Source organism: Williamsia sp. 1135, from assembly GCF_002095395.1.
Taxonomy (GTDB): Bacteria; Actinomycetota; Actinomycetes; order Mycobacteriales; family Mycobacteriaceae; genus Williamsia.
Genome location: NZ_MJEI01000071.1, coordinates 25,785 through 42,468, shown reverse-complemented (window position 1 = coordinate 42,468; position 16,684 = coordinate 25,785). Strand labels below are relative to the sequence as shown.

Here is a 16,684-nt window from a genome sequence, read left to right as displayed (position 1 = left end):
GGTCTGACAGTCAGGCGGAGGTGAACAGCGTTTCCTCTGAGTTCTCATGCGCGAGCAGCCAGGACTTGACGTCCAGTCCGTAGCGGAAGCCCCCGAGCGTCCGGTCTGAACGCAGGACCCGATGGCATGGGACGAACAGGGCCGCCGCATTGCGTGCGCACGCGCTGGCGGCGCCCCGGATGGCTGCGGGCCTGCCGCTGAGGCGGGCGTATTCGGTGTAACTGACCGGGTCGCCCGCGGGCACCTGGCGTAATACGTCCCAGGCGTGTTCGAGAAAGGCACCCGACCGTTGCTTCACCGCGATGTCGTCGATGGCCGTGACGTCGCCGCGGTGATAGGCCTCCGCGGCGGCGCTCACCGTTCCCAGATCCGGCTTGTTGACGAGAACGTCCGGTCGAATCGATTTGTGCACCAAAGCATTGAGGTAGTCGGCGTCGGCAGACCATCCGGAAGCCAGTACCTGACCGTCGCTGTCGACAACCATGGTGAACGGACCGGTCGGGGTGGTGATCGTGGTCCAGGCGGCGGTACTCATGAGACCTTCTTTCGGCTACGGGTGGTGATCGGAGGCGCCGGTGCGACGGCAAGGGTGGGTTCGACGCGAGCAACTGCGCTGCGCCACAAATGCATCGAGGCGTAGGACCGCCACGGTGACCAGCGACTCGTGTCGGTGAGGTCGATATCGAGGTCGGCCGCGGACTTGCGCAGGACCAGATCGGTGTTCAACAGGATGTCCGGGTCACCCAGCAGTCGCATGATGACGTAGTCGGCGGTCCATGCCCCGATGCCGCGTTGGGCGATCAGCTGCGTCCGCAGTTCGGCAGCCGGCAGGCCCGGGTGCATTGTCAAGCGGTCCTCGGCGATGGCCCGGCTGACGTCCACGATCGCCGTGGTCCGGGCCGCCGGCCCGGTGAGCACCTCATGGCCGCGTTCGGCGATGGCCGCGGCCGTCGGGAACAGGTGGGTGATCCCGCCGTCTGGGTTGCCGAGCGGAACACCCAGTGCTGCGACGAGTTTGGCCGCATGCGTGCGGGCGGCGGGCAGCGAGATCTGCTGGCCGATCATCGTTCGCAGGAGTAGTTCGGTCGGATCGATACTGCCCGGTGCCCGGATTCCGGGCATCGCGTCGACCAGCGGAGACAGGGCCGGGACCCGCTGCAAGACGTCGTTGGCGGCGGCGACATCGGCGTCGAGATCGAGCAGTTTGCGGACCCGGTGCACCGCGACGCCGAGGTCGCGCATGTCTTGCAGCCGAAGTTCGGCGCGAACATGGTCGGTGTCGATCTGCAGGCCGACGATGGCCGGTCCGTGCGGCAGATCGAGTGAGCGGCGGTAGGTCTGTCCGTCCCAGCTCTCGATCCCGGTCACCGCGTGCGCGGACAGGAACCAGTGCAGCCAGGGCGGCGAGAATGGTTGCCGGACGGCGAGTTTGAGTGTGACGGCGGCTCCGGCCACCCCGGGACCGCGCGGCGCGCCCTTGGCGCGGAGTTCTGTCGGCGTCTGCGCGAACACCTCGCGCACCGTGTCGTTGAACTGCCGGATGCTGGCGAAGCCGGCGGCAAACGCGATGTCAGACATGGACATGTCCGTGCACTGGATGAGCATGCGCGCCGTGGTCGCGCGGTAGGCGCGCGCCAAGGCCAGCGGTCCTGCCCCGATCTGATCTCCGAGGACCCGATTGAGCTGGCGGGGCGAATATCCGAGTTGTCCGGCCAGTCCGCTCACGCCGGTGCGATCCACCAGCCCGTCTTCGATCAGACGCATCGCCCGGGAGGCCAGATCGGAGTTGACGTTCCAGCGCGGAGATCCCGGCACCGCGTCGGGCAGGCACCGGCGGCACGCACGGTATCCCTCCTGCTGGGCGACGGCGGCAGTCAGCACGAACGACACGTTGTGTGGCTTGGGGGTGATGGCGGGGCACGACGGGCGGCAGTAGATGCCCGTCGTGCGGACTGCGACGAAGAACTGACCGTCGAATCGCGCATCCCGGGACTGGACGGCTCGGTAGCAGCTGTCGAAGTCGAGCTGACGTGCGCTCGCTGCGGGACCTGGGCTCATGCCACCACTCTGGCAGGGTTCACGGGACTTCACTAGCGGAAATCGGACGTGACGATGGACGGCCCTTCAAGACGTCTCTCGGTGTGGTCCAGATCACTGGTCGATTCCGGGCGAAGTTCTTCTTCGTGTCGCCTTTATGCCCTCTACGCAGCAAAAGGAGGACAAAACTGCCGATGCGTGCCAGAGTGTGAAATATGTACGTAACACGATGGGGACGCAAAGAAGCGCCGTTGTCGCAGTTTCCGGGCTGGGGCATCGAGATCATGATGGGTCTGTACGGCGAACAGTCCGTGAAGTCGGCGATCGAGGCCGAGAAGCCGGCAGCGACCGCGCCGGAGGCGTCGGTGGAGTCGGTCCCGCAGGCCGATCCCGTCCAGCAGGACCTCGACGCGGTCAGCGGCATGTTCCGCTGGCTACAGCGTCGGCGCGCCTGAACGTCACTTCGTTTTCACGGTTCCGGGGCCGAGGCCCCGGAACTGAGCCAGTTGCGCTGCCTGCTCGTCGATGGCGGCGGTGGTTTTTGCGGTGGTCTTGGACCACAGTTCCACGGTGATGTTGAGTTTCTTGCCTGCTTTCGCCGGCCGCCAGGTGCCAATCGGTTCGGCTGCTGAGAAGATCACGCCAGGGCGACCGAGGGCGGGCCAGGTGGCCTTGCGGAGTGTCGCGTCCGGTACCAGCAACTCGCGGTCGCGGGTCTGCAGCAAAGGGTCGTACGGACCGACCAGACGGAGGCCCGTGGGCTCCGGGGGATCGATCAGCACCTCGAGGCCATCGGTCAGCGCAGACCTCGTCTGACCGTCCACCGATACGTCTGTGACGTCAGAAGGCCAGTGGGCCTCGACGTCCCGAACGGGCGCATCGAGGAACTCCGCGACCTGTTTCGGGGTGGCGGCACCGTAGAAGCGTAGGTGGTTGCGGACGACGTCGAACCGCTCGGCGGCGTCGGTTCCCAGCCGCCGAAAATTGTTCGGACGCAACCCCTTGATCCGCTGGAGAACCGGGGGACTGGTGTCCGGCTGCAACTCGAGCCCGGCCTGGATTGCAGCGAGCCGAAACGAGTTCTCGTAGGGATGAATGGCGTCGCACGGCTTGCAGTAGCGCAGAAAGTGATCGGGCAGCACCGACGTCAGCTGCCTCGACATCTCGCCCTTGACCGTCGGAGTGGTGACGATCTTGCGCATCTCGGCCGCGAGCTCGGCCATCGCCTCGAGGGGATCGGTGCCCGCATCTCTGAACTTCTTGCTCGCGTCGTAGATCCGCTTACCCGCGTCCTCGGATGACAGGGGGCTCACTGCCACCGAGACCTCCGCGAGGTCGGCGCGCCGGTAGTAGTGCGGTGCGCCCCGGATCGTCCAGGCGACGGCCAGACTGTCGTCGGATTGTTCGAATCCGCGGATGTGAAGTGCCCAGGGGGCGCCGTCGGGTCCGGTGTCCTGGACGCCGTAGTCGAGGAGGTCGCACCCCTTCGCGCCGGGCTCGCGGCCGACTTGCTGGACGTGCCAGCGCGCCGCAAGGAGTTGAGTACGGCTGATGGTGTCCATACGGCCTCCCGACGCGAGATGTCTCTTCGGTGACGACCGTACGCACAAAGGCCGACATTCTGCAGGGCCGATGACGTCCGGGGCGTCGAACGTCCTCCGGGTGTGTGAACATCAACCAATGGCAAAAACATCGTCGGGGGAACCACTCAAGGGTGCGGCGGGGGCGGATGACAAGGATGTGGTGTCGAGTTCGCCCGCCACGCTGACCCCGAACCGGGGTTTCGTGATCGGGCAAGGCACCCAATGGCTCGCCAAGCACAGCCTGCGCCTGATCCTCATCGCCGGCGGTGCCTGGGTGCTGGCGTGGATCATCGGCAAGACCTGGGTCGTCTTGCTGCCCATCCTCCTCGCCATCATCGTGTGCACGGTGCTGTGGCCGCCGGTGGGCTGGCTCCGGCGCAAAGGCATGAACGCTGCGGCAGCGTCTGCCGTGGTCTTGCTGCTCGCGGTCGGGGTGGTCGCCGGGATCATGGGTGCGATCGCACCGTCGGTGGTCGACCAGTCAGGAGATCTGGCCTCTCAGGCCACCGACGGTGTCGTGAAGATCCAGGACTGGCTGCACGGCCCGCCGTTCAACTTCAGCGACGATCAGCTCGACAACGCGGTCAACGCGATCACGAGCCGGATCCAGGACTCGAGCGCCACCATCGCATCGGGAGTGTTCACCGGTGTCGCGGCTGCGACCTCCGTGCTGATCACGCTCTTCACCGTCTTGTTCCTGACGTTCTTCTTCCTCAAAGACGGCCCGAGGTTCGTCCCGTGGTTGCGTCGCACCAGCGGGGCGCCTGCCGCCGAGCACCTGGCCGAGGTGCTGACCAGGATCTGGTCGACTCTCGGTGGCTTTATCCGCACCCAGGCACTGGTGAGCGCCATCGATGCAGTGCTCATCGGGCTCGGACTTGTGATACTCGGTGTGCCCCTTGCCTATGCGCTCGCCATCATCACGTTCTTCGGCGGTTTCATCCCGATCGTGGGCGCGTTCGTCGCCGGAGCCCTCGCTGTTCTGGTGGCGCTCGTGGGCAACGGTCTCTGGACGGCGCTGATCGTGCTCGGCATCATCGTCGCGGTGCAACAGCTCGAGGGCAACGTGCTGCAGCCATGGCTCCAGTCGCGGTCGATGAACTTGCATGCGGCGATCGTGCTGCTCGCGGTGACCGGCGGCGGCACTCTGTTCGGCATCATCGGCGCATTCCTCGCAGTGCCGGTGGCCGCCGTGGTCGCGGTGATCCTGCGGTATCTGAACGAACAGATCGCGATCAGGGCTGGGGAGAAGGTGGTGGCCGACGACGAGGACGACGACCTCGTCGTCCCCGACGACGGCGTCGCCAGACCCGAGCAGGCCTGACCCGGACAAAAGCACATGGTGCATCTGTTCCGGCGGCGGCGCGCGAAGAGACTTCGACCGGCAACTAGACTGGTCACCCGTGAGTCTTACCCTCGGAATCGTCGGATTGCCCAACGTCGGCAAATCCACCCTGTTCAATGCGCTGACCCGCAACGATGTGCTGGCTGCGAACTACCCGTTCGCCACCATCGAGCCCAACGTCGGTGTGGTGGAGCTGCCCGATTCCCGGTTGGCGAGACTGGCTGAAATCCACTCCAGCGAGCGCATCCTGCCCGCCACGGTCTCGTTCGTCGACATCGCAGGCATCGTCAAGGGCGCCTCCGAGGGGGAGGGAATGGGCAACCAGTTCCTCGCCAACATCCGCGAGGCCGAGGCCATCTGTCAGGTCGTGCGGGTGTTCGCGGACGATGACGTGGTGCACGTGGACGGTCGCGTCGATCCGGTCTCCGACATCGAGGTGATCGAGACCGAGTTGATCCTCGCCGACATGCAGACCATCGAGAAGGCTCTGCCGCGGCTCGAGAAGGATTCGCGCAAGGACAAGGGCCTCGTCGAGGTCGTCGCCGCTGTTCAAGAAGCGCAGAAGATCCTCAACGAGGGCAAGACGCTGTTCTCGCAGAAGGACAAGCTGGACTTCGCGAAACTGCGCGAGCTGCACCTGATGACCACCAAGCCGTTCCTCTACGTGTTCAACGCCGACGAGTCGGTGCTGACCGACCCCGAGCGGATCGCAAAGCTCAAAGAGCTGGTGGCTCCGGCAGATGCGGTGTTCCTCGATGCCAAGGTCGAGAGCGAACTCCTCGAACTCGATGCGGAGGACGCCCAGGAATTGCTCGACTCGATCGGTCAGGACGAGCCCGGTCTGCATTCGCTGGCCCGCGCCGGTTTTCACACCCTGGGTCTGCAGACATACTTGACCGCTGGACCAAAAGAGTCGCGCGCCTGGACGATTCACAAGGGCGACACCGCTCCCAAGGCCGCCGGCGTCATCCACACCGACTTCGAAAAGGGCTTCATCAAAGCCGAGATCGTGTCCTTCGCCGACCTCGACGCCGCCGGTTCGATGGCCGCTGCGAAAGCTGCGGGCAAAGTGCGGATGGAAGGCAAGGACTACGTCATGGCTGACGGAGATGTCGTGGAGTTCCGCTTCAACGTGTAGTGAGCTCGCATCAGCGGCCGGGCGGTTGCGTCGTGGTCAAGATCTCATTTCGCTGTGGCATCATTGTAAGCATCAAATGATGCCGACGAAGGTGTGCGATGCGAACAACAGTCACGATCGACGACGCGCTGCTGCAACGGGCCGCCGAGCTCACTGGCGTGACGGAGAGCGCGGCACTTCTCCGTCAAGGACTGCAGACGCTGGTGAGGGTTGAGAGTGGGCGGCGGTTAGCTGCCCTGGGCGGGACCGATCGGAGTGCAACTTCCGCGCCTCGTAGAACGCCTTGAGCCGGATGATCTTGGTTGATACGTCGGTATGGATCGACCATTTACATGCCTCGGAGGAGCGTTTGGTCGGGCTCTTGATGGATGACGCCGTAGGCGGCCACCCGCTGGTCATCGAGGAGCTGGCGCTGGGTTCGCTGAAGCAGCGCGACGTGGTCCTCGAGCTCTTGGCTTCCTTGTCGCAGTTTCCGACTGTTCAGCACGAGGAGCTCCTACATCTCGTTGATCGGAAGCGATTATGGGGCCGCGGGCTCAGTGCAGTTGACGCCGGGTTGCTCGGCTCAGTTCTGTTGGTCGACGGAGCGACGCTCTGGACCAGGGACAAACGGTTGATTGCTGCGTGCACCACTTTGGGTATAACCCCTTTTGGTGAATGACAACCTGAACTTGTTCCGCCGCAATGGATAAGATGATCACCTCACACCAGGAGGTTACTGCGAATGGGAACCCTGAGCTACGCTGCAACGGTGTCTCTCGACGGCTATGCCGCCGACGCTGATGGTGACTTCCAGTGGACCGGCCCGAGCGATGCGGTGTTCGCCGTCCATCTCGACCGCATCGCGACGGTGACGACCGAGGTGTTGGGCCGGAAGACGTACGCGGGGATGGATTACTGGGAGAACTATCCCGGTGACGCAGACAGTCCTGAGGCCGCGCGGGAGTTCGGCCGACGGTGGCGGGGTATCGACAAGGTGGTGGTGTCATCAACGATGACGCCCGACGAACTCCATTCGGACCGTGCACGTCTCGTATCTGAGTTGAGCTTGGACGAGTTGCGGCGGATCGTCGACAGTGCGACTGGAGTGGTCGAGATCTTCGGCCCTACCACCGCGGCTGCGGCGATTCGTGCGGGCCTTGTCGGAGACTTCCACTTCTTCGTGGTTCCGAAGACGGTGGGCGGCGGACTGCGGGCCCTGCCTGATGGCGCTCGCCTCGATCTGGATCTTGTCGAGCACAGAATCTTCGACAACGGCATCGCATACCTGCACTACCAACCGCGCTGACGTGGCGGACTCGTTCTACAGCCCGTCGTCGAGGAAATCGATGACCTGAGCCGACACGGAGTCGGCGAATTCGTCGAAGAACCCGTGCCGACCGCCGGTGGTGATCTCGACGTGAGAGTCGCGGATGGCGTCACCGAGGCGGTGCGCGTTGACAACCGGGGCCATGAGGTCGTCGCTGCCATGCAGGATCAGTGTCGGCGAACGGATTTCGCAGAGTCGATCGACGGCGTCGTGGCCGCCGCTGGTGCGCAGATGGAGTAGCTGCGCTCGGGCCGACATATCGGGATCTCCGAGAAGGTGGCTGCGTCGCCCCGGGGCGAACCACGCCGGGGTGTACATGAGATAGAGTAGCGCATTGACCCTGGCATGCGAATCCTGTTGTGCCAGTGCGCGACGCACGTCGTTGTCGCGCTCGACCGCGAGCGCCCCGCCTGTGGTTGTGCAGGCGAGGACGAGTTGATCCACAGTCAAGGGGTGGTCGATGGCGAGCATCTGCGCTACCCGGCCACCCATCGAGGTGCCGTAGACGTGCGCGGAGTCGACTCCGAGGGTCGCCAGAACCCGAGCGGCGTCGTCGGCGAACAGGGTGGTCGACCATGTCGATGATTCCTCGGCGCGGGTGTCTCCGGCGCCTCGATAGTCGAAGCTGATCGTGCGAAATCGCTGCCCGAAGCGGTCGCGGATACCCGTCCACCACCGGTGGGAGTTGGCTTGGCCGGCAAGCAGCAGTAGCGCGGGTCCGGTGTCGGGCCCACCTTCCTGCACGGCGAGCAGGGCCCCGTCGGAGGTCTCGACAGTGCTGCGGCGCAACCCAACTGTTCGGCTCATAGTCATCCGAGAATATCGTGATCCAAATGTACGGCCAATCGGGCGTCAAGGGCCCAATCCCACCTCCGATAGTGTGCCCTTTTGGCGGAGCTCACCTGGGATTTCGTTCGCCAAAACGGCACATCATCGGGGGTGGGTTGACTTCAGGGGCAGCACCGAGCAATATGGCCGTACAAAGTTTCCCTTGCTGGAGGATCACGTGAGCTACAACCTGAACGACGAAGAAACGATGCTGGTGCGGACTGTTCGCGACTTCGTCGACCGCGAGGTGAAGCCGTCGGTACGGGAGGTCGAGAAGGCCAACGAATATCCGGAGAAGTGGATCGAGCAGATGAAGCAGATCGGCATCTACGGTCTTGCGATCGACGAGGCCTACGGTGGGTCGCCGGTGTCGATGCCCTGCTACGTCGCCGTTACCGAGGAACTGGCGCGGGGTTGGATGAGTCTGTCCGGTGCCATGGGCGGACACACGGTGGTGGCCAAGCTCATCGCGCTGTACGGCACCGAAGAGCAGAAGCAGAAGTACTTGCCCGTGATGGCCACCGGTGAGATGCGGGCGACGATGGCATTGACCGAACCGGGCGGCGGATCGGATCTGCAAGCCCTCACAACGGTCGCCAAGACCGAAGGCGATGACCTCGTCATCAGTGGGTCGAAGACGTGGATCAGCAATGCCCGTCGGTCGGGGGTGATCGCGTTGCTGTGCAAGACCGATCCCACAGCCCAGCCCCGGCACTCGGGAATCTCGATCGTGCTGGCCGAACACGGACCGGGACTGACGGTGTCGCGGGATCTGCCCAAGCTGGGCTACAAGGGCGTCGAGTCGTGTGAGCTCTCCTTCGACAACTACCGCGTCCCGCAGACAGCCATCCTCGGTGGCACCCCGGGCAAGGGATTCGCACAGATGATGAAGGGCCTGGAAACCGGCCGCATCCAGGTGGCTTCCCGTGCGCTCGGTGTTGCGACGGCAGCGCTGGAGGATTCGCTCGCCTATGCGCAGCAGCGAGAGAGCTTCGGAAAGCCGATCTGGAAGCACCAGTCGATCGGCAATTACCTCGCCGACATGGCGACGAAGCTGACCGCCGCGCGACAGCTCACCCGTTATGCCGCAGAGAAATACGACTCCGGCGAACGATGCGACATGGAAGCGGGCATGGCGAAGCTGTTCGCCTCCGAGATCGCTATGGAGATCGCGCTGAACGCGGTTCGTATTCACGGTGGCTACGGGTACTCGACCGAATACGACGTCGAACGCTACTTCCGGGATGCGCCGTTGATGATCGTCGGCGAGGGCACGAACGAGATCCAGCGCAACGTGATCGCGGGCCAGTTGGTATCCCGCGGCGGAATCTGACGATACCGCCATGACATCAGCGCAGCCGCTCGCCGGAATCACCGTCGTATCACTCGAACATGCTGTTGCCGTGCCGTTTGCGACCCGTCAGCTCGCCGATCTCGGTGCTCGGGTCATCAAGATCGAGCGCCCCGGCGTCGGCGACTTCGCGCGCGGCTACGACCGCAGCGTGCACGGCCAGTCGAGCTACTTCGTCTGGCTCAATCGCGGTAAGGAGAGTCTCGAACTCGACGTCAAAGATGCCGACGACCGGAAAGTTCTCGACGTCCTGATCGACCGGGCCGACGTGTTCGTCAGCAATCTCGGGCCGGGAGCCATCGACCGACTCGGTCTGGACGCAGTCACATTGCGCGAGGATCACCCGGATCTGGTGCACTGCAGTGTGTCAGGATACGGCACCGACGGGCCATACCAGACGAAGAAGGCGTACGACCTGCTGATTCAATGCGAAACGGGGGTGCTGGCAGTCACCGGATCACCGGATGAACCGGCCAAGGCCGGTCTCTCCATCGCCGACATCGCCGCCGGGATGTACACCTACACAGGCATCTTGACGGCGCTCTACCATCGGCAGGCGACGGGGGAGGGTGCATCGCTCGAGGTCGCCATGATCGATGCGCTCGGGGAGTGGATGAGTCAGCCGGCCCTCCTCGCAGGCTTTTCGGGGACGACCCCGCCACGCACCGGTGCCCGCCACCAGACGATCGCCCCATACGGCCCCTACGAGTGTGGTGACGGACAGGCCGTATTCTTGGCGGTGCAGAACGACAGGGAGTGGGCCTCGCTGTGCTCCTCGGTGCTGAGTCGCCCTGAACTCGCCATCGATGAACGGTTCATCCACAACCCGGACCGTGTCGAGAACACCACGGCGCTGAATATGCTCATCACCGAAGCGCTGCAGCGCAGTTCGTCGGCTGACGTCATCGAACAACTCGATCAGGCCGGTATCGCGAACGCCCGGATGCGCACGGCAGCCCAACTACTCGACCACCCGGCTCTCCGGGAGCGCGATAGATGGCGCGACGTCGACACCGAAACCGGAACTGCCCGCGGTCTACGATCCCCGGTGAACATTGCCGGGTCCGATGAGGTCCCGTTGGGGTCGGTACCCCGACTGGGCGAACACAATGATCTGATCCGGCGGGAACTGGGTGTTCAGGTGTGACCACTCAAGCGCGTTGCAGCGTCACCCGGTAGGTGTAGTGCTCCGGTAGGTAGTGACTCACCGACAGTTCCCGGGCGACACCGGCGGCATCGGTGTAGAGACGATCGATGCGCAAGACCGGGTGTCCTTCGGTGCAGGCGAGGTGCGCGGAATCCAGACCGTTCGCGGCGTCGACCGTGATGGACTGCGCTGCTTCGGAAATCGGCGAGTCGAGATGGGGTTCGAGCAGGCCGATCATGGTGTAGGTGCTGACTGCACCTGCGGCCACTTCCGGCGCATTCAGGACCAACCTTGCGGTGTCCTCGGGCAGGTGCACGGTGGTGAGGACAAACGGTATTCCATCGTGGATGCGCCGGAAGACCATGGTGTAGACGACGTCGCTGTCGAGGCGGAGTCGGCTCGCTGCTTCGACGTCGATGCGGCGCGCCAGCGCGCTGACCACTTCCATTGTCGTGTCGGTCGACAGGTTCAGCAGGTCTTGGATCGAGCCTTGCTGACGGAGGTACCGGCCGCCGGATTCGTTGACGAAGGTGCCGCGCCCTGGGACCCGGTAGACGATGCCTGCGGCAACGAGGTCGACGAACGCGCGGCGCACGGTTTGCCGGCTCACCTCGTAGCGCTCCGAGAGCTCGGCCTCGGTGGGCAGTTTCGCACCGTTGTCGTACAGCCCACCGGCGATGTCCTGTCGTAGCTGATTGGACAACACCTGATAGGCGGGTTCGGCCTCGCGCTTCTTACCGGTCATGGTTCCTCAGATGCTATGCAGGTCATGCGCGTGCACCAACCTGATACACACCTCGTGTCGGATCTGGGGGTGATCGGCTGACCTTTGGATTGTACGGCCATATCGGCGCGCGTGCTCCGATTCGAGCTGAAACCTTGACTTTGATGCAGAATCCCGCCAGTATTTGGCCGTACATATCTTTGTCGAAGTGAGGTAGTAGTCGATGCAACGACGCAGATCGGTGTTGGTCGTACCCGGGTCCGACCAACGAAAGATCGACAAAGCTCTGACGCTCGAGGTCGATGAGGTGGTGCTCGACCTCGAGGATGCCGTGGTTCCGGCGCAGAAGGACACAGCGCGGGCACTGGTGATCGAGACGCTGACGGGCGATGCGTCGCCCAGCGGTCCGTTGCTGTCGGTCAGGATCAACAGCATCGATTCTCCCTGGGCACTTGATGATCTGGCCGCGCTGTCGACGACAGGCTCTGGGCTGACGAGTGTGGTCGTGCCGAAGGTCGAGAGCGCCGAGCATCTCACCGCGGCCGTCCAGGCGTTGGGCACGCACCCGGCCGAACTGCAGGCACTGATCGAAACGCCGGCCGGCCTCACCCATCTCGACGACATCTGCGGCGCCACCGAGCGCCTGGCTGCGATAGTCATTGGCTATGCCGATCTCGCGGCAGCGCTCGGGCGCGAGCGCAACCTCCCGCCGCATCGATGGTCGGCCGTTCAGGACCGAATACTGATCGCCGCCCGTACCGCCGGTATCGCAGCCATCGACGGACCGCACCTGTCGATCGCTGATGACGCGGACTTCCACGCTGCGACCCGTTGGACGCGCGAGCTCGGGTTCGACGGCAAATGGGTCATCCACCCGGCCCAGATCGCCTTCACAGCAAAGGAATTCACCCGGACAGCCGATGCCCTCGCCGAGGCAAGACAAATCTTGGGTGCTCTCGCGGAGGCCGAGGCCAAGGGCGCGGGAGCCGCGTCGCTCGATGGTCAGATGCTCGATGAGGCCGTCGCGGTGTCCGCGCGGCGGGTGCTGGCGCTGGCGGAAGGGCGCTGAGGGCCATGACCGAACCAAACCACATCGACGTGGGCGGTCCGTACTTCGACGAGCTGGCAGTGGGTCAGGTTTTCGACACCGCGCCGTCGATGACCCTCACGGACGGCGCCGCCGCGATGCATCAGGCCATTCTCGGGGATCGCCTGCGTTTGCCGCTCGATGCGCACCTGTCCGCAGCCGTCACCGGAGGGTCCACCGCGCTGGCTCACCCCGGGTTGGTCTGCGACATAGCCATCGGGCAATCCACTCTGGCAACCCATCACGTCAAAGCAAATCTGTTCTACCGTGGCCTGCGGTTTCACGCCTTTCCGCACCTCGGCGACTCCCTCTACACCCGTACCGAAGTCGTCGGTCTCAAGGCGAACACCGTCAAGCCGGGTAGGCGCCCGACCGGGTTGGCCGCGCTGCGGATGGAGACCGTCGACCAGACCGGCCGCAAGATCTTGGACTTCTACCGGTGTGCCATGATCCCGTTCTCGGATTCACCGCGCGGTAGCGGCGAACCGGCGTCCGACGACCTGGCGGCCATCGGGCCGGCCGACGAACCTGCGTATCGGATCCCGGAGGGCTGGGATCTCTCGGGGATGCCGGCGACCAGCACCGACCTTGCCGGGGTCACATTTCTCAGCAGCGCCGATGTTGTCTCGAGCGCACCGGAACTCGCCCGGTTGTCCTTGAACATCGCCGCGACACATCATGATTCACGCGTCAACGGTGGCGCTCGACTGGTGTACGGCGGGCATACCATCGGAATCGCGCTGTCACAGGCGACCCGGGCGTTGCCGAACCTCGTCACCGTTCTCGGCTGGCAGTCGTGCGATCACCTCGGTCCGGTGCGTGAGGGCGATACCATCACGAGTCGGCTTCATGTCGACTCCGCCGAAACGATCGACGGAGGGGCAACGCTGCTGCGACTCCGGTCGATTGCCGAGGTCGCGGGCGGCGAAGACGGGCCGATTCCTGTCCTGGACTGGCGGTTCACAGCACTTGCGGCCGTCGGGTAGCGGCGGCGGGTCTACCGTGTGATCCAGAGCACCTGGACCCAAGGAGGAGACGTTGTGACCGCATGGAACTCAGGCGTGGTGGAACTGGAGCGCCGGGGGCCGATCGCGATCGTCCGGCTGAATCGGCCCGAGCGCCTGAATGCGTTCACCAGCGAGATGCACGACCGGATCATCGAGGCGTTCGACGAGTGCGACGCCGACGACTCGGTCCGGGCCGTGGTGATCACCGGTGCGGGTCGGGCATTTTGTGCGGGCGCGGACCTCGGCGGAGGTGGCGACACCTTCGTACTCGATGACAAGGGATCCGGCGAAGCGCCGCCCGATGAGGGTGGCCGGGTCAGTCTGCGCATCTACCGGTCACTCAAGCCGGTGATCGCGGCCATCAACGGTCCGGCGGCAGGTGTCGGCGTCACGATGACGCTTCCCGCCGACATCCGCATCGCCGCGGACAATGCAAAATTCGGATTCGTCTTCACCCGCAGAGGCTTGGTGCCAGAAGCCTGCTCCAACTGGTTCCTGCCCCGCATCGTCGGGATCTCCACGGCACTCGAGTGGACCATCGGCGGCAAGATGGTGACCGCCGACGAAGCGCTCGAGCGGGGTTTGGTTCGTGAGCTGGTGCCGGCAGATCAGGTGCTGGATCGGGCCATCGCTGTAGCAATCGAGTTGACAGCAGGTGTGTCACCGGTGTCGGCAGCACTGACCCGACAGCTGATGTGGCAGATGCTCGGCGCCGAGAGCCCTGAGGTCGCGCACCGTGCCGAGTCGAAGGCCATCTTCATTCGAGGTACCTCCGACGATGTGCGAGAAGGAGTTACCGCGTTTCTCGACAAGCGTGTGCCGGAGTTCCCGCAGCAGGTATCCGAGGGGCTGCCACCGATCTTCGGGTAGCGACTGCGGAGCGTGCGGCTCAACCGCGGTCGTCGAGCAACCGGGTGACGACAACTCCGGCGACCAGCCCCCAGAAGGGGGCGCCGAGCCCTGCGACCTGAATACTCGAAATCGTCACCAGCAGTGTGATCAGCGGGCCCAGCGGTGGACGTTTCGATGTGTCCTCTGGTGAGTCCCTGAATGCTCCGACGAAGGCCCCGCGCAGGGCTTCGAGCATCGCCAGTCCGGCCAGTGCCGCGACGAAACTCATTGGCACAACGGTGAGCAGCCTGACCAACATCGGGGCACTCAATCCGACGCCGATGGCCAGGACACCGCACGTGATCCCTGCTGTGTACTGGCGGTGCCGTTCGCCGACCGCGGTGAGCAGGGCGTTGGTCGGCCCGGCCAAACATGTGGAGATCGCGCCCAGGGGAGCCGCGAGCACCGACCAGACACCGCACAGGACCGTGACCACCTTCATCGGTGGGTGGTGACCCGCGGCAGTCAAGACGGCGGCGCCCTGCCCGTTCTGCACAGCGATGACGGTGATCGACAGCGGAACCACCAGCTGTGCGCACGCCGGCCAACTCCACACCGGTGCAACGAATTCTGGAGCGGCGACCAGCGGTAGCGACGCCGCCGCCGCCCCGAGTGGTTCGAATCCGCCGGTCGCTGCCAACGCGCCGAGACCGACGACAAGCGCGATGAGCACCGCGGGGACTCTGGCCGCCAACGCGGAGGATCTCGTCACCAGCAGCCATGCCACAACCATCAGTCCGGCGACAAGAACGTCAGAGGTGACAGCGCGGACCAGGCCGGTTCCGAAAGAGAGAAACGCCCCGGCGACCATCGCCATCACGACGCGGTGGGGGATCAGGGCCATGAGTCTCGCGACCAGGCCAGTCGCCCCGAGGACAGTCATCAGGATGCCGGTCGCGATGTAGGCACCGACCACCTCGGGCCACGTCAACGACCCCAGTGCCTGACCCACGAGAACAGTGCCGGGGATTGTCCAGAAAAAGCTCAGCGGTAGCCGGTACACCCAGCTCGCGACGATCGTCAGAAGCCCGTTGAGAACGAAGACGCCGAAGATCCACGATGCCGTCTGGGACGCGGTCAGAGAACCGGCCGACGCCGCACCCATTATCACCGCGACGGGTCCGGTGGCGGAGAACAGCACACCGGTCGCGCCCGCCCCGACGTATCGGCCGCCGAAATCGGCGGCCAGCTGCCGACGACTTGGCGGTCGTTGCGCCGGACGCTCGAATCCGCCTGCTGTGGGGCGAAGTTCAGCTTCAGTGGAGCTCATGGGTCGTCACCGGTCGTGTGCCAATTCTGTTTTATCGCCGAAATAGTGAGGCCCGGGGATGACTGTGGACCCCGTCGCAAGGGTGTACGCGACGGCTTCGATCGTCGCCGAGTGTGCTCCACATCACATCAGGGTTTTGCCTAGGGCTGACCTAGGGGCGGGCACCCGCGCGGCGCTGGCGTCATCGGCGTCGGGCTTTGGCAAGCTCGGCTCTTAGTCTCCGCCTGCGGCTTCACGGGAGCTTTCTTGCTCGCCGGGGCCGACGTCACCGCGCAGCATCTGCTTCCGGTTGCGCTGCCTGTCGGTTTCGTGACCGTGGTCGCGGGAGGCGGATATCTCGTGTGGTTGCTCGTCCGAGAGGTGCGTCGTCGACGCTGAGATTTGTGCCCTCGGAGGTGTCGTCTCGTCAGTTCCGCCTACTGCGGCCGGTGAAACGCCGCCAACTGCGCACCGGCGGCCACCAGGCCAACTCCGGCGGCGACTGCGGTCGCCTGTCCGGAGGTGAGTTTGTTGTCGAGTCCGAGGGCGCGGTCGACGCTGAAGCGTCCCGGTCCGATGGCCGCGAGCGCAATGGCGGCCACGGATAGGTTGGCGACATACTCCCAGCCTTCGGAGGTGATGAAGAAGCCGTTCGGCTGGTGGACGGAACGGGCCGCGACGGCCATGGTGCCGACAACTGCGGCCGCAGCCAGCGGGGTGCCGGCGCCGGCGACGATGGCAGTGCCTGCGCCGACTTCGACGACGGCGGAGGCTTGGGCCTGCAGTTTGGGTTGCTTGAATCCGATGGAGCCGAACCAACCGGCGGTGCCTTCGATGCTGCGACCGTGCTTGACGCCGTGCGCGATCATGGTGCCGCCGATGGCTGCGCGGAGCAGCAGTTGAACCGCGGTGTGGTCGGACGTCGGCTTGGTGAACAGGCGTGTCATTGTCTCGAAAACCCTTCGCTGTGTCTGATGGCCCAATGCAG

Annotated in this window: 19 protein-coding genes; 12 read left to right on the top strand and 7 right to left on the bottom strand. The window is 64.7% G+C overall.

Translation table 11 applies throughout. The annotated features are described in order from the left end of the window. Positions 1-10: 10 nt before the first annotated feature. Together BFL43_RS05900 and BFL43_RS05895 are read right to left on the bottom strand one after the other, a co-directional pair. On the bottom strand, positions 11-535 hold the full coding sequence (locus BFL43_RS05900; protein WP_084891661.1) for a methylated-DNA--[protein]-cysteine S-methyltransferase: 525 nt from the start codon (positions 533-535) through the stop codon (positions 11-13). Next, complete coding sequence (locus BFL43_RS05895; RefSeq protein WP_084891660.1) at positions 532-2,058, bottom strand: AlkA N-terminal domain-containing protein; 1,527 nt, start codon at positions 2,056-2,058, stop codon at positions 532-534. The genes BFL43_RS05900 and BFL43_RS05895 overlap by 4 nt, the downstream gene beginning before the upstream one ends. A 194-nt stretch (positions 2,059-2,252) precedes the next feature. Between BFL43_RS05895 and BFL43_RS05890 the strand changes: the two genes are divergently transcribed. Next, positions 2,253-2,492 carry a hypothetical protein gene (locus BFL43_RS05890; RefSeq protein WP_084891658.1) on the top strand — a complete coding sequence of 80 codons (240 nt, stop codon included), beginning with the start codon at positions 2,253-2,255 and terminating at the stop codon, positions 2,490-2,492. Positions 2,493-2,495: 3 nt separating this feature from the next. On the opposite strand, the gene BFL43_RS05885 is transcribed toward BFL43_RS05890, so the two are convergent. Continuing rightward, positions 2,496-3,599: a crosslink repair DNA glycosylase YcaQ family protein gene (locus BFL43_RS05885; protein ID WP_084891656.1), complete on the bottom strand. Its 1,104-nt coding sequence runs from the start codon at positions 3,597-3,599 to the stop codon at positions 2,496-2,498. A gap of 118 nt (positions 3,600-3,717) precedes the next feature. Here BFL43_RS05885 and BFL43_RS05880 point away from each other — a divergent pair, with 118 nt between their 5' ends. The 5 genes from BFL43_RS05880 (at position 3,718) to BFL43_RS05860 (ending at position 7,391) form a co-directional block, all read left to right on the top strand. Beyond that, complete coding sequence (locus tag BFL43_RS05880; protein ID WP_143695124.1) at positions 3,718-4,944, top strand: AI-2E family transporter; 1,227 nt, start codon at positions 3,718-3,720, stop codon at positions 4,942-4,944. Positions 4,945-5,023: 79 nt separating this feature from the next. Continuing rightward, complete coding sequence (gene ychF, locus BFL43_RS05875; protein ID WP_084891685.1) at positions 5,024-6,103, top strand: redox-regulated ATPase YchF; 1,080 nt, start codon at positions 5,024-5,026, stop codon at positions 6,101-6,103. A 98-nt stretch (positions 6,104-6,201) separates the two neighbouring features. Further along, positions 6,202-6,390: a type II toxin-antitoxin system VapB family antitoxin gene (locus tag BFL43_RS05870; protein WP_084891655.1), complete on the top strand. Its 189-nt coding sequence runs from the start codon at positions 6,202-6,204 to the stop codon at positions 6,388-6,390. 5 nt (positions 6,391-6,395) lie between these two features. Continuing rightward, positions 6,396-6,764: a type II toxin-antitoxin system VapC family toxin gene (locus BFL43_RS05865; RefSeq protein ID WP_084891684.1), complete on the top strand. Its 369-nt coding sequence runs from the start codon at positions 6,396-6,398 to the stop codon at positions 6,762-6,764. A gap of 63 nt (positions 6,765-6,827) precedes the next feature. Beyond that, positions 6,828-7,391, top strand: coding sequence for a dihydrofolate reductase family protein (locus BFL43_RS05860; protein WP_084891653.1), 564 nt, complete (start codon positions 6,828-6,830; stop codon positions 7,389-7,391). Between the two features lie 15 nt (positions 7,392-7,406). Here BFL43_RS05860 and BFL43_RS05855 read toward each other — a convergent pair whose 3' ends face one another. Beyond that, entirely contained in the window at positions 7,407-8,219 is an 813-nt protein-coding gene (locus tag BFL43_RS05855) for an alpha/beta hydrolase (protein WP_143695123.1), read from the bottom strand. Positions 8,220-8,448: 229 nt separating this feature from the next. Here BFL43_RS05855 and BFL43_RS05850 point away from each other — a divergent pair, with 229 nt between their 5' ends. Together BFL43_RS05850 and BFL43_RS05845 are read left to right on the top strand one after the other, a co-directional pair. Continuing rightward, positions 8,449-9,573 carry an acyl-CoA dehydrogenase family protein gene (locus BFL43_RS05850; protein ID WP_206186620.1) on the top strand — a complete coding sequence of 375 codons (1,125 nt, stop codon included), beginning with the start codon at positions 8,449-8,451 and terminating at the stop codon, positions 9,571-9,573. Between the two features lie 10 nt (positions 9,574-9,583). Then, a complete protein-coding gene (locus BFL43_RS05845) occupies positions 9,584-10,738 on the top strand; it encodes a CaiB/BaiF CoA-transferase family protein (protein WP_084891649.1) in 1,155 nt (384 codons plus the stop codon). 4 nt (positions 10,739-10,742) lie between these two features. Here BFL43_RS05845 and BFL43_RS05840 read toward each other — a convergent pair whose 3' ends face one another. Beyond that, the gene (locus BFL43_RS05840) at positions 10,743-11,483 is read right to left on the bottom strand and encodes a GntR family transcriptional regulator (RefSeq protein ID WP_084891648.1); all 741 of its coding nucleotides are present in this window, start codon (positions 11,481-11,483) and stop codon (positions 10,743-10,745) included. Positions 11,484-11,685: 202 nt separating this feature from the next. Here BFL43_RS05840 and BFL43_RS05835 point away from each other — a divergent pair, with 202 nt between their 5' ends. Genes BFL43_RS05835 through BFL43_RS05825 form a run of 3 tightly spaced genes read left to right on the top strand, consistent with a single transcriptional unit; the run spans position 11,686 to position 14,426 of the window. After that, positions 11,686-12,531: a CoA ester lyase gene (locus BFL43_RS05835; protein WP_084891646.1), complete on the top strand. Its 846-nt coding sequence runs from the start codon at positions 11,686-11,688 to the stop codon at positions 12,529-12,531. Between the two features lie 5 nt (positions 12,532-12,536). Next, on the top strand, positions 12,537-13,535 hold the full coding sequence (locus BFL43_RS05830; protein WP_084891644.1) for a MaoC family dehydratase: 999 nt from the start codon (positions 12,537-12,539) through the stop codon (positions 13,533-13,535). Positions 13,536-13,589: 54 nt separating this feature from the next. Then, positions 13,590-14,426 carry an enoyl-CoA hydratase-related protein gene (locus BFL43_RS05825; protein ID WP_084891683.1) on the top strand — a complete coding sequence of 279 codons (837 nt, stop codon included), beginning with the start codon at positions 13,590-13,592 and terminating at the stop codon, positions 14,424-14,426. 19 nt (positions 14,427-14,445) lie between these two features. Here BFL43_RS05825 and BFL43_RS05820 read toward each other — a convergent pair whose 3' ends face one another. Further along, positions 14,446-15,717 (bottom strand): benzoate/H(+) symporter BenE family transporter, encoded by a 1,272-nt coding sequence (locus BFL43_RS05820; RefSeq protein ID WP_084891642.1) that lies wholly within the window; start codon positions 15,715-15,717, stop codon positions 14,446-14,448. 183 nt (positions 15,718-15,900) lie between these two features. Here BFL43_RS05820 and BFL43_RS28425 point away from each other — a divergent pair, with 183 nt between their 5' ends. Further along, positions 15,901-16,095: an iron chelate uptake ABC transporter family permease subunit gene (locus BFL43_RS28425; protein WP_276206093.1), complete on the top strand. Its 195-nt coding sequence runs from the start codon at positions 15,901-15,903 to the stop codon at positions 16,093-16,095. A 38-nt stretch (positions 16,096-16,133) separates the two neighbouring features. On the opposite strand, the gene BFL43_RS05815 is transcribed toward BFL43_RS28425, so the two are convergent. After that, on the bottom strand, positions 16,134-16,643 hold the full coding sequence (locus BFL43_RS05815; protein WP_084891640.1) for a DoxX family protein: 510 nt from the start codon (positions 16,641-16,643) through the stop codon (positions 16,134-16,136). Between the last annotated feature and the right edge of the window lie 41 nt (positions 16,644-16,684).

What these genes read in the sequence shown, in the direction of transcription:
- BFL43_RS05900 (WP_084891661.1), bottom strand. Translation starts at nt 535, where the DNA reads ATGAGTACCGCCGCCTGGACCACGATCACCACCCCGACCGGTCCGTTC.
- BFL43_RS05895 (WP_084891660.1), bottom strand. Translation starts at nt 2,058, where the DNA reads ATGAGCCCAGGTCCCGCAGCGAGCGCACGTCAGCTCGACTTCGACAGC.
- BFL43_RS05890 (WP_084891658.1), top strand. Translation starts at nt 2,253, where the DNA reads ATGTACGTAACACGATGGGGACGCAAAGAAGCGCCGTTGTCGCAGTTT.
- BFL43_RS05885 (WP_084891656.1), bottom strand. Translation starts at nt 3,599, where the DNA reads ATGGACACCATCAGCCGTACTCAACTCCTTGCGGCGCGCTGGCACGTC.
- BFL43_RS05880 (WP_143695124.1), top strand. Translation starts at nt 3,718, where the DNA reads ATGGCAAAAACATCGTCGGGGGAACCACTCAAGGGTGCGGCGGGGGCG.
- BFL43_RS05870 (WP_084891655.1), top strand. Translation starts at nt 6,202, where the DNA reads ATGCGAACAACAGTCACGATCGACGACGCGCTGCTGCAACGGGCCGCC.
- BFL43_RS05865 (WP_084891684.1), top strand. Translation starts at nt 6,396, where the DNA reads ATGATCTTGGTTGATACGTCGGTATGGATCGACCATTTACATGCCTCG.
- BFL43_RS05860 (WP_084891653.1), top strand. Translation starts at nt 6,828, where the DNA reads ATGGGAACCCTGAGCTACGCTGCAACGGTGTCTCTCGACGGCTATGCC.
- BFL43_RS05855 (WP_143695123.1), bottom strand. Translation starts at nt 8,219, where the DNA reads ATGAGCCGAACAGTTGGGTTGCGCCGCAGCACTGTCGAGACCTCCGAC.
- BFL43_RS05850 (WP_206186620.1), top strand. Translation starts at nt 8,449, where the DNA reads ATGCTGGTGCGGACTGTTCGCGACTTCGTCGACCGCGAGGTGAAGCCG.
- BFL43_RS05845 (WP_084891649.1), top strand. Translation starts at nt 9,584, where the DNA reads ATGACATCAGCGCAGCCGCTCGCCGGAATCACCGTCGTATCACTCGAA.
- BFL43_RS05840 (WP_084891648.1), bottom strand. Translation starts at nt 11,483, where the DNA reads ATGACCGGTAAGAAGCGCGAGGCCGAACCCGCCTATCAGGTGTTGTCC.
- BFL43_RS05835 (WP_084891646.1), top strand. Translation starts at nt 11,686, where the DNA reads ATGCAACGACGCAGATCGGTGTTGGTCGTACCCGGGTCCGACCAACGA.
- BFL43_RS05830 (WP_084891644.1), top strand. Translation starts at nt 12,537, where the DNA reads ATGACCGAACCAAACCACATCGACGTGGGCGGTCCGTACTTCGACGAG.
- BFL43_RS05820 (WP_084891642.1), bottom strand. Translation starts at nt 15,717, where the DNA reads ATGAGCTCCACTGAAGCTGAACTTCGCCCCACAGCAGGCGGATTCGAG.
- BFL43_RS05815 (WP_084891640.1), bottom strand. Translation starts at nt 16,643, where the DNA reads ATGACACGCCTGTTCACCAAGCCGACGTCCGACCACACCGCGGTTCAA.